Below are 12,199 nucleotides of genomic sequence, written 5' to 3' on the forward strand. Positions count from 1 at the left end.
TCTCATCTCCACTCCTTGGCGGTTACGATGAGCCAGAAACCCTCTCTTATCAAATCTACTTAAACTGTCCCATTGGTGCTGACGTCAGACACCCCGATATATTCATAATATATAGTAATAATAGTTATAATTGTATTAGGGGGGCGTTACGTGGAAATCTCCTACCGGTAGTCTTCTCCTCTTCCGGTTATCCGATACATCTTCTGGAAATTAAGCTGTGCAAAACAAGTGCTTTAGAATTGTTTTTCCGGAAAGGAAGGAAGCAATGTGCTGCATCCTCTAGCCCATATGGTCGATGCGTGGCGAGGAATGGCTCTGTCTCCCGATAGGGACGCAGCGGCAGCCCGACCGAAGAGTGAAGTCCTAGGGGGAAATGCTGCAGGTGATAGGGATGCGTTCTGGCGCCGCGGCGTTGGGGCGTCTGAATGCTCCCATTGCCCGGCGCTCGTTACACAGCTGCAAATCGTGCGAAGTTAAGCTGAGTGGTTTGAGCCTGTTATTCGGCCGCTAGGCCTTCCGGGTCGGGTCTCATCCCCAGCTTTTCAACATAAGCCTTGAACGCAGCCGTGGTCGTAAAACACCTAAAACCTAAGGAGCTTGCCAATGAGATAAGTTCTGCGCTCTCATCCAAGAGGACAGCCACCGGTTCACTGAGTTCTTCTTGAACCCCAGTCGGCCAGACAAGGTCGAGGATAGCACGCTGCTCGCCGGTCTCCGGGTCAACAAAGTCCCAAGCTAAATGGCCTTCCGCGTGCCCTTGCTCGACCACCCAATCGTTAAGCGCTTCCAACTCCTTCGCCTCTTCTTCGCTGGTGATGCCACCCAAAAGAACCTGCTTGTTGACGCGAGCGGGACGCGCACCATCCAAGATCTGCACTTCTTCATGCAGCAGTGAAGCCAAGCAGCCATTTGCTGCGTCAGCTAGAAGCTCCTTTCTTGCTTCCAAGAAATCTCGGTAGTTTTCGATTTTCCAAAGCCGCGGATCCTTAGGAATCCACTGCGACTGTAAAACGCCTGGGTGCGCCGCTTCGATTTCGGGAAAATATTCTTCTGGGCGGCGATCACTGATCGCCAGATTTGTGTCCTTTGTTAGGAAGCAGAAGTTCGCAAGGGCATTTACCTCTGCGCGGCTGTAGTCGGCCTCGTAGAGCCTAGCTCGTGGGAAAATGTGATGAACTTCCAGGGTATTCATTTTGCCCAAAAGGCCGGCTTTGAGCGGAAGTCCGTTCCCCCAATCGCGCGCTTCGGTCATACGTGTAAGCATGTAAAGCACTGGATAGAACCTAGCACCAAGACTCCATCCATGAAAATGCCCCGGCTCGACACGAAGACCGCCTTGCGACAGCCTAAGCTGGCTAATCAGTTGATCCAGGTCCCCGTTGCTTTCCTCAAGAACACCAAGATCTTTGTCGATGGTGCTTTCCACTGAGCCAGAGAAACGACCCCACATACCGCTCTGAACATACCAAAACAGCATCTTGTCTCGGGCTCGTTCGTCAATGTTGTTGCCGTGCGTGTCCAGATAGCGAACCAAAACCGGAATTGCATACTTCGCGAACAACACTCGATCATGATCGAGACCCAGACGGCCAGCTATCATGTTCAAGATCGCATCGATGTGTTTCACTGCGCGCTTCAGGGCATCGGAAATTTCCGATGCGCCTTTGTCGTGGAGGTAAAGAAATTTGGCCTCACCTGTTAGGACTGTGTTTACAGATCGGAGCAACCAATCGAGTGAAAAGTCATAGCCGGCGCCCTTCCAACGCGCGACGCTGGTCTTCATGGTGTCACGCGCTTCCGGCCAGTCTGCGCATATTTTGGCCAGAGCGAGATCGCCCTTCGAAAGCTTGGTGCCACCACTGTTTACTCGGTTAAATATATCAACAACAACGTCGAGCGTCTTGTCAGGACCCGTTACTTCCTCGATGTGGAAGGTTTTTTCACGGATACCGAGGAGTTTGTTTAGTCGCCCCCAATAGGTGCCCGCTTTCGCGTCGAGCTCTGGTGAAGAGCTCAGGAAAGCCAGATACTCACCGGCTTTCTCATGCCCGGCCTTCATGACGCCTGTCACATCGATCCAGAGCGGATCGTCGCGCATCTTGATTGGTTGGAAGAACTCAAAATCTTCCGACTCAAGGTGAAATCTGAGGTCGGTAAAGGCCTTGGAATTACCATCGAAGAACTTCGGAGGCACTCCACGTAGAACTCCGTAGAGCGAAGTAATTCTCTGCTGTCCGTCGAGAAGAAGCTTTACAACTCCCGGCGCCAGCTCGTTATCGCCCCTGTGGGTTGCAGTGGTGGCGTCTGTGGCCCAAACGAGAAGGCTGCCTACAGGGTGCCCTCTGTAGAGAGATTGAAACAGGCCTCTTACTTGCTCCCGCCCCCAAACATAGCCTCGCTGGAACTCAGGGAGAGCCATGTGTCCGTTATCGATGTATTCAATGATTGTCGAAATCTGCATTCTAATTGCGCACCGTTGAAATGAATCCTCGCTGGGTTTCACCTATTAGGTGCGCTGCAGGCAAAAACATCAACCGACTTTTCGTTCAGATGTGTAGTCCAGATAGTGTGCCAACATCACCGTCGAGTTGTCCACAGCTTAGGTTGCAAGCAGATCGTCGGCTGATAAGTTGTTGATAAGGATATTTGTTCGCCTCTTGCCTGTGAGGATTCTTCGTGCGCATCGTCGACAACACATCATCATTGCTCGGAGATGACATCCGGGAAGAGCTATTTGGAGCCAGTAAGGTTCGAATGGCCGCGGCGTGCTTCTCAATTTATGCGTTCGAAGCACTCCGTTCGGAATTGGGAAGAGTTGAAGAGTTCGAGTTCCTATTTACCGCGCCAACATTTGTGCCGAATGGCGCAGTCGACCGTATCCGCAAAGAGCGTCGCGAATTTTTCATCCCGAAACTGCTGCGGGAAAGCACCGTGTATGGTGGTGAATTTGAGATCGTGCTCCGCAACAAGATGACGCAAAGGGCCGTAGCCCGTGAATGCGCTACATGGATCCGTAAGAAAGCGCGATTCAAGTCAAACACTACCAGCGCCCCAATGCAGCAGTTTGCACACGTTCAAAAAGGAAACGGCGAAACGGTATACTCTCCACTGTCGGGTTTCACCGCAGTAGATCTCGGGTATCAACAAGGTGATGCTATCTCAAGCTTGACGCAAGTTTTCGACGAAACACAATTTACGCAAACATATCTCAACATCTTTCAACAGATTTGGAACGATGACGAGAAAGTCCGAGACGTCACCGCCGAAGTGCTGGAGCACATTGAGTCCGTCTACCAAGAGAACTCGGCTGAACGCGTATACTTCATTATCCTCTATAATCTTTTCAGAGACTTCTTGAGTGATGTAGATGAAGACGTGCTTCCCAAAGATCGCACGGGTTACCAAGACAGTTTGGTCTGGAAGAAGCTCTTCAACTATCAAAAAGATGCAGCCGTTGGGATCATAAACAAACTTGAAACCTACAACGGCTGTATCCTCGCAGATAGCGTAGGGCTTGGTAAGACGTTCACAGCGCTGGCTGTGATGAAATACTACGAGCTCAGAAACAAGGACGTCTTGGTCCTTTGCCCAAAGAAGCTCGCTGAGAATTGGCGAAACTACAACGCAAATTTGACGACCAACATCTTTGCGAAGGACCGGTTCAACTACGACGTTCTCTGTCACACGGACCTCTCTCGAACCTCCGGAGAGTCGCTCGGTATGCCTTTAGACAGAGTGAACTGGGGCAACTACGACTTGGTGGTGATCGATGAGTCCCACAATTTCCGGAACAACGATGTCTATAAAGACAGGGAAACGCGCTATCAGAAGCTTATGAACAAGGTCATCAAGGCAGGTGTGAAGACCAAAGTCCTGATGCTATCAGCCACGCCAGTGAACAATCGGTTCACGGATCTAAGAAACCAGCTCGCACTGGCTTACGAAGGTCACTCTGACGAGTTAAGCAAGAATCTGAAGACCAAGACCAGCGTTGAGGAAATCTTTCGAAGGGCGCAGACGGCATTCAATGCCTGGTCAAGCCTCCCGCCAGATCAAAGAACGGCGGCTTCGATTCTCAGGGCGTTGGACTTCGATTTTTTTGAACTTCTCGACGCGGTTACCATCGCCAGATCACGAAAACACATCGAAACCTTCTACGACACTGCTGACATCGGAAAATTCCCGGAAAGGCTGCCACCTTTATCACATCATCTGCCGATTACAGACAGAAGCGACGTGATTGGGTTCAACGACATCTTTGCGCGGTTAAGCGAGCTCAAAATGGCGGTCTATGCCCCCGTCAACTACATCCATTCTAGTAGGTTGAGAAAATACGAAGAACTCTACGACACCAAGACAGAAGGTGGGAAAGGAACACTACGTCAAGCGGATCGGGAACGTAGTTTGCAAGCACTTATGACTACGAACCTTCTTAAGCGGCTCGAAAGCTCAGTGCACGCATTTCGAATGACACTCGGCGCCCTTGCCGCGAACATCACCCGAACACTCGAGGCTATTGAAAGGTTTGAACTGTCTGGTGGTTCGGACACGATCGGAGAGTTGGAAGTCGACTATGACCAGTTCGGAGCAGAAGACGAGGACTTCAGCGGGTTTGACGAGTTCACTGTCGGAAAGAAGATCCAAATCAGTTTGGCCGACATGGACATCAAGTCCTGGAAGCAAGAACTCGCCGCTGACCGGATCATTATCAATGGCTTGATTGAAGAAATGGCTGCGGTCACTCCAGAGCATGACGCGAAGCTTCAGCATCTGATCAACGAAATAACTTCCAAGATGTCCTCGCCGCTCAACGGCCAGAACCACAAGGTGACAGTCTTCACGGCGTTTGCCGATACGGCGCAATACTTGTTTGAACAACTCGCACCTTATTTTGCCTCGGAACGCTCTATCCATTCCGGTTTGGTCACTGGGTCCGGTAACCCAAAGACGACTTTGAAAAAGTTTTATGACTTCCAGTCTGTCCTGACTCTGTTTTCCCCGATTGCAAAAGAGAAAGACAAGGTATTGCCAGAGGAGCAGGCTGAACTGGACGTCTTGATTGCAACCGACTGTATTTCAGAAGGACAGAACCTTCAGGACTGCGATTATCTGATCAACTACGACATTCACTGGAACCCGGTCCGGATCGTTCAGCGCTTTGGTCGGATTGACCGGATCGGCTCTCCGAATGAACGTATCCAGCTCTCGAACTACTGGCCGGACATCACCTTGGATGAATATATAAACCTCAAGGAGCGCGTGGAAAACCGGATGCACATCGTGGATGTGACAGGGACCGGCGAGGATAACGTTCTCACAGCCAAGAGCTCGGACGTCGCCTATCGAAAGGAACAGCTGAAACGCCTGCAGAACGAGGTGATCGAACTAGAAGACGTGAAAACAGGAATCTCGATCACAGATCTTGGATTGAACGACTTCCGGATGGACCTGCTCAACTACATCAAGGCCAATGGCGACTTGGCTGGCGTGCCAAATGGCCTTCACGCGGTTGTGCCTGCAGACGTCTCAAAAGGGCTGGTTCCTGGAGTCATTTTCGCACTCCGCAATATCCACGAGACGGTCAACATCAACCAGCAGAACCGCCTCCACCCCTATTACCTTGTCTACATCTCGAACGACGCCCAGGTGATCGTCGACCACACCGAAGTCAAACGTCTGCTCGACCTGGTCCGCGCAAGTTGCAAGGGCCGCAGCACTCCGTTTAAGGACCTCTGCGCGGCCTTCAATGAGGAAACGAACGACGGCAAGCGTATGGACAAATACTCCGAGCTGCTGAACGACGCGATCCGTTCAATGATCGAGGTGAAGGAAGAACGCGACCTGGATAGCTTATTCTCGGGGGGGCACACGACTGCGCTGACACATACTATTGCAGGACTAGATGACTTCGAACTCATCGCCTTCATCGTGGTAAGGGCGAATGTATGATGACCCTCTACCACTACCCTGATCAGGCTAAGCTAAAGCGAGTTGTTCCGAAAAGCCGCATCTACGACGCGGTGGGCGCCAATACAGCACTCAAGGAGCGATTCGTGCAGGAGGTTGACCAGATCATCTGGTCTTACAAACTGGCCCCTGAGACCGTCAATTTGCCAGCGACGAAAGCTGTGCCAGAGTTGCAGGTGTTTCGTCTCACTCTCAAAGTTCTAGACCTTAGCAATGAGATTTTGCGCGCGATCGACCGCGCAATCCCGTTCCCATTGGTTTTCGAGCTGGAGCATGAAGGCGGTATTCAATTCGCAGCAGCGCGTAAGCGCCATTCAGAGGCTGATAGCGGCAAGTGGGTGGTGTCTGAGCATCTGAGGTCGGAATGGGCCTCCAGCGACTCCTCACGCGTTCCGTTGCCTGTGGCGCTAAACCTCGGGGCGCTTTATGAACAGATTCTGACAGCGCTCATGCCGATCGAGGCTGCACCCTCTGAGGATATGGACGCCCGGATGGAGCGGTTGCAAGCGGTGAAGGCGAAAGAGCGTGAGATCAAGCAGCTGAAAACGAAGTTGAAACGCGAGACGCAATTCAACATCAAAGTAGCATTGCACGGCCAGCTTCAGGAAGCGCAGGCTGAATTCGAACACTTGAAGAAGCCCGAATAAACGGGATGGAGATACGAGCATGACAGAAGAGATCGAAAAGCTGAAAATGCACAGCCCGGATTTGACGCAGGATAAAATCGACAAGATCCGGGCACTCTTCCCCGGCTGCGTGACCGAGGCGTCAGATGAAAACGGCAAACTGCGACTGGCAGTAGACTTTGATCAGCTGCGTCAGGAACTGTCGGACAGCATCGTCGAGGGGCCGCAGGAACGCTACCACTTAAACTGGCCGGGCAAGCGCGAGGCGCTGATCACCGCCAATGCACCCATCGCCAAAACCCTGCGCCCCGCGCGGGACGAAAGCGTGGACTTCGACACCACCCAGAATCTGTTCATCGAAGGCGACAACCTTGAGGCGCTGAAGCTGCTGCAAGAGACCTATCTGGGCAAGGTCAAGATGATCTACATCGACCCGCCGTATAACACGGGGAATGATTTCATTTATGACGATGATTTTTCAGAAAGTTCTGGGGAATTCTTCGAGCGATCATTCCAGTCGGATAGTGAGGGGAACCGATTAGTAGCGAACACAGAAAGCAATGGGCGCTTCCACTCCGACTGGCTTTCGATGATTATGCCTAGGCTTAAGTTGGCGCGAAATCTGCTGGCTGACAACGGGGCCATCTTCATCAGCATTGATGACCACGAATACGACAACCTCCGCAAGGTGTGTGACGAAGTGTTCGGTGGCGAAAATTTCGTCGCCACAGTCATATGGCAGAAAGTTTTTTCACCGAAAAATACCGCCGCATATTTCTCGGAGGACCACGACTACATCGTTATTTATGCAAAGCATAAACCTCTTTGGACACCCACGCTCCTTCCGCGTTCTGAGGAAAGCATTGCTCGATACAAAAACCCAGACGATGATCCACGAGGTCCCTGGCTCTCAGGGGCTATCCAAGCGCGAAATTTCTACAGCAAGGGTGAGTATGAGGTAGAAAGCCCATCTGGAGCACGCTTTTCTAACCCAAAGGGCACCTACTGGAGATTTTCGAAGGAAAAGTTCCAGGAGTTTGACCAAGACAATCGAATTTGGTGGGGCGACAACAAGGACGGTGTCCCAAGGCTGAAGCGCTTCCTTACTGAAGTAAAGAACGGCGTTGTGCCACAGACTCTTTGGAAGTTTGACACGGTTGGCCACACCCAAGAAGCTAAAGAAGAACTCATCAAGTATGTGGACTTTGATAACTCAGCCAACATTCTAAACTCGGTAAAGCCAAGCAGGCTAATAATGCACGCCATTCGCATCGGAACTGACCCCAACTCATCTGATACTGTGTTGGATTTCTTCGGTGGTAGCGGCCCCACTGCCCACGCCGTCATGCGGTTGAACGCAGAAGATGGTGCAACGCGAAAATTCGCGCTTGTTCAAATACCAGAGCTACTACCTGCGCCGGAAGAGAAGGTGACGACAATTGCGGATCTGGCAAAATCTCGGATTCGATCTGTCTCCCACGAACTTGAGGAAGCCGAAGGGTTGGACAAGCAGGTAAGAGGCTTCCGCGTGCTCAAGATCGACAGCTCCAACATGGCCGATGTGTTTTATGCGCCAGACCAGACCTCTCAAGCGGATCTGCTGGCGCGCGTGGACAATATAAAACCGGACCGCACCGCCGAGGACTTACTTTTCCAAGTCCTCCTGGACTGGGGCGTTGACCTGACACTGCCCATCCGACGCGAAACCGTGCAGGGCAAAACCGTCTTTTTCGTCCAAGATACGGCTCTCGCTGCCTGCTTCGAAGATGGTGTGGATGAGGCACTGGTCAAAGAACTCGCCAAACGCCGCGCTATGCGTGTGGTTTTCAAGGATACCGGCTTCAAAGATGACGCCACGAAGATCAATGTAAGGCAAATCTTTAAATCACTCTCGCCTGATACTGAAGTTAAGGCGATCTGAGATGAAGATAAAATTTAAGTCTCAGGCCTATCAGAATGCTGCCGTCGATGCAGTTGTCGAGTGCTTCAAAGGTCAGCCCAAGCAGGACAACCTGAAATATTTAGTCGATCCCGGTGCAGGGCAACAATCGCGTATGGATGTGGAAGGTTTCGGGAATGTCGAGGTAAAGCTGCCCGACGATGTTCTGCTGGGGAACGTCCATACCGTTCAACGCAATGCGCTGCTTCCCCAGTCACAAAGCCTCACCCATTTTGCTGACGACAAAGGCAAGAAAAAGCCGAACACTTATCAGCCGGGAGCCAAGCTGAATCTCGACGTTGAGATGGAGACTGGGACAGGCAAGACCTACGTCTACATCAAGACGATGTTCGAACTGCACAAGCAGTATGGCTGGTCGAAGTTCATTATCATGGTGCCCAGCATTGCGATCCGCGAAGGCGTCGCCAAATCTCTAGAGATGACGGCTGAGCACTTCCAACGGGAATATGGCAAGAAGATCCGGGCGTTCACCTACAACTCGAAGCGTCTCCATGAGCTAGAAAGCTTTTCGTCGGATGCCGGGATCAACGTAATGGTTATTAACGTCCAGGCATTCAACGCGACAGGTGCGGATAACCGACGGATCTATGACGAATTGGATGACTTCCAGTCCCGCAAACCCATCGATGTGATTGCCAAGAACCGACCCGTTCTGATCATTGACGAACCTCAAAAGATGGAAGGCCCGGCAACGCAAAAGGCGTTACCGAAGTTCAACCCTCTTTTCATCCTGCGCTATTCAGCAACGCACAAGACGATCCATAACAAGGTCCATCGCCTAGATGCAGTGGATGCGTTTAACCAAAAGCTCGTCAAAAAGATTGAAGTGCGCGGGATTGAGACCAAGGGTCTGACCGGCACGAACGCCTATCTTTATCTCGAAGGGATCGACATCTCGAAGTCGGCCCCGGTCGCTCGGGTGGAGCTAGAGATCAAAACCCAAAGTGGGATTAAGCGAAAGCCGCGTAAGATCGGGAAAGGCCGCGATCTGTATGACCTGTCTGGCGGTCTGGACCAGTATCGTGGGTTTACGGTCAGCGAGATAGACGCACGCGACGATACGGTCCATTTCACCAATGGCGAAGTGCTGAGCGCCGGTCAAGCCACGGGCGATGTTACAGAACGCGACATCCGTCGCATTCAGATCCGGGAGACGATCGCAGCGCACTTGAAACGCGAGCAACAGCTTTTCGCGCGCGGGATCAAAGTGCTGTCGTTGTTCTTCATCGATGAAGTCGTCAAGTATCGCGATTACGCACAGGCCGACGAAAAAGGCGAGTATGCGCGTGTGTTCGAGGAAGAATACGAAGAAGCCAAAGCCGATTTTCTAGATGAGCTTCCACTCGAACACGAGGCGTTCCGCAAACACTTGAGTGGGGTTGAAGTCCAAAAAACTCATAGAGGTTACTTTTCAATCGATAAAAACAACCGGATGACAGATCCGAAAGCTGCTGTGCGTGGGGAGCTCGCTGGACAATCGACCGAAGCAAGTGACTACGATTTGATTCTGAAACACAAGGAAAGGCTGCTGTCGTTTGAGGAACCCACTCGGTTCATTTTCTCACACTCTGCACTGCGGGAAGGGTGGGACAACCCGAACGTCTTCGTGATGTGCATGCTAAAACATAACGAGAGCCAGAACACGATCTCACGGCGACAAGAGGTCGGTCGGGGTCTTAGGATTTCTGTGAACCGGAATGGGGAACGAATGGACCATCCGGTCACTGTTCACGACATCAACGTTCTCACGGTGGTCGCGAACGAAAGCTACAAAGGGTTCGTTACGGGGCTTCAAAAAGAAATCGTCGAAAACCTCTCTGCAAGACCGCGCCAAGCCGATGCCGACTATTTTGAATCGAAGACACTCAAGACAGGTGAAACCGAACTGGTTCTAGACAAAGTTCTAGCAAAGAAACTGGAGCGTTTCCTGATCAAAAACGACTACGTCGACGAAGAAGGTCTCATCTCTGACGAGTATCATCAAGCTAAGACGGACGATATTCTTGCAGAGCTGCCAGAGGAGCTAGAGGCGCACCGGGAAGCTGTGTTTGCGCTCGTGGACACAGTTTTCAACGGCAGAGCGGTAGAGGATATGATCGGCGACGGCCGAGTGCCGAAGAAGAACCCGCTGAACGACAACTTTCACAAAAAAGAGTTCCAGGAACTATGGCGCCGCATCAACCGAAAGGCTGTGTATCAGGTGGAGTTCGACAGTGACGACCTTGTTAGGAGTTGCATAGCCCGATTGGAGCGAGATCTACGGGTATCTCCACTTCAATACTTAGTCACAGAAGGTGAACTTTCGGATCATGTCACTGACGAAGCGCTTAGGGACGGGAGCGCTTTCCAACAAGGAGAAACTCGTCCAGAAAATAGAAAGAGCGTTCACTCCCGAGTTGCTTACGATCTGGTCGGCAAGATCTCGGAGAATGTAGAGCTGACTCGACAGACAGTTGGGCAGGTGCTTTCTCAAATCCAGCCATCGGTGTTTGAGGAATTTCGAAAGAACCCCGAGCAGTTCATTTCCGAAGCGTCACGCTTGATCAAAGAAGAGAAAGCCACGGCAATTATTGAGAAGCTCACTTACGATACGGTGACTGAGCGCTATGAATCCGAGATTTTCACTGCCGCAGAAACGGGCAATGATTTCAAGAAGGCTACTGAAAGGCTTTCAAACCATGTCTTCAACTATGCGATTGTAGACTCGAAAGTAGAGCGGGAGTTCGTCAGAGATTTGGATAAAAGTGCGGAGGTTGTTGTTTATTCAAAACTTCCAAGAGGCTTCTTAATTCCTACACCTGTTGGTGACTATAATCCGGATTGGGCTATCGCTTTCAAAGAGGGGGGGGTCAAACACCTATACTTCGTAGCTGAAACCAAGGGTGACCAACCCTCCATGAAAATGCGAGAGTTGGAGGCCACAAAGATCAAATGTGCGAGAAAGTTCTTTGACGAAATTGGAAGGCAAATCAACGAAGACAAGGTGAAGTATGATGTTGTTACAGACTACGCTTCCCTGATGGCGGTAGTAAAAGAGGTGGCTTGATTGATGTAGTAGTCATCTTTTCATGATGCAAAGCGCAAAGGGACGTGAGGGCGCTTCAATATAGGAGTAGAAAGTGAGAATTTGTTGCTTGGGTTGGGGGTCTTTGATCTGGGATCCCCGCGAGTTGCCGGTGTGTTCTGAATGGCAGGTGGATGGTCCGCTCCTCCCTGTGGAATTTGCGCGGCAATCAGCGGATGATCGCATAACGCTGGTGATAACGCCTAATGTCCGCTCTGTTCCTGTTCTTTGGGCGGAAATGGACGTTGTCTGCGTTCATTCGGCACGTTCTGCACTCGCAGAAAGAGAAGAAATTCCTGGCAAGTTTTTGGAAAGATCCGTGGGCTTTTGGGGGCGCGACGGCGAAACATCCAAGCATGAGCACGCTGAGCTGATTGGAGATTGGGCTTTGAGCAAAGAGATTGATGGATTGGTTTGGACGGAGCTGAAACCAAAGATAGGTAACAGTTATCGAACACCGTCAATGAATGAAGTGGTTTCACACCTAAGCTGTGTCCGTCGTCAGGGATTTTGGGACAGATGGCGCTCTGATCTAAGAGAGGATGTGGCTCATCTGGTTGGTTTGATTATGCGGCGGATTTG

At 51.3% G+C, this 12,199-nt stretch carries 6 protein-coding genes; 5 read left to right on the forward strand and 1 reads right to left on the reverse strand.

Annotated elements, in window-relative coordinates; translation table 11 throughout:
- Window positions 1-496: 496 nt before the first annotated feature.
- A complete protein-coding gene (locus tag ACR1XU_RS22765) occupies window positions 497-2,461 on the reverse strand; it encodes a GmrSD restriction endonuclease domain-containing protein (RefSeq protein WP_480909663.1) in 1,965 nt (654 codons plus the stop codon).
- Between the two features lie 215 nt (window positions 2,462-2,676).
- Here ACR1XU_RS22765 and ACR1XU_RS22770 point away from each other — a divergent pair, with 215 nt between their 5' ends.
- The 5 genes from ACR1XU_RS22770 to ACR1XU_RS22790 form a co-directional block, all read left to right on the forward strand.
- A complete protein-coding gene (locus tag ACR1XU_RS22770) occupies window positions 2,677-5,949 on the forward strand; it encodes a helicase-related protein (RefSeq protein ID WP_480915706.1) in 3,273 nt (1,090 codons plus the stop codon).
- On the forward strand, window positions 5,946-6,614 hold the full coding sequence (locus ACR1XU_RS22775; protein WP_480909566.1) for a DUF4391 domain-containing protein: 669 nt from the start codon (window positions 5,946-5,948) through the stop codon (window positions 6,612-6,614). The genes ACR1XU_RS22770 and ACR1XU_RS22775 overlap by 4 nt, the downstream gene beginning before the upstream one ends.
- Before the next feature lie 19 nt (window positions 6,615-6,633).
- A complete protein-coding gene (locus ACR1XU_RS22780) occupies window positions 6,634-8,514 on the forward strand; it encodes a site-specific DNA-methyltransferase (protein ID WP_480909564.1) in 1,881 nt (626 codons plus the stop codon).
- 1 nt (window position 8,515) lies between these two features.
- Window positions 8,516-11,599, forward strand: coding sequence for a type III restriction-modification system endonuclease (locus tag ACR1XU_RS22785; RefSeq protein WP_480909562.1), 3,084 nt, complete (start codon window positions 8,516-8,518; stop codon window positions 11,597-11,599).
- Window positions 11,600-11,702: 103 nt separating this feature from the next.
- On the forward strand, window positions 11,703-12,199 hold a 497-nt coding region (locus ACR1XU_RS22790), incomplete at its 3' end, for a hypothetical protein (protein WP_480909560.1).

Source organism: Ruegeria sp. D1(2025) (assembly GCF_056536425.1).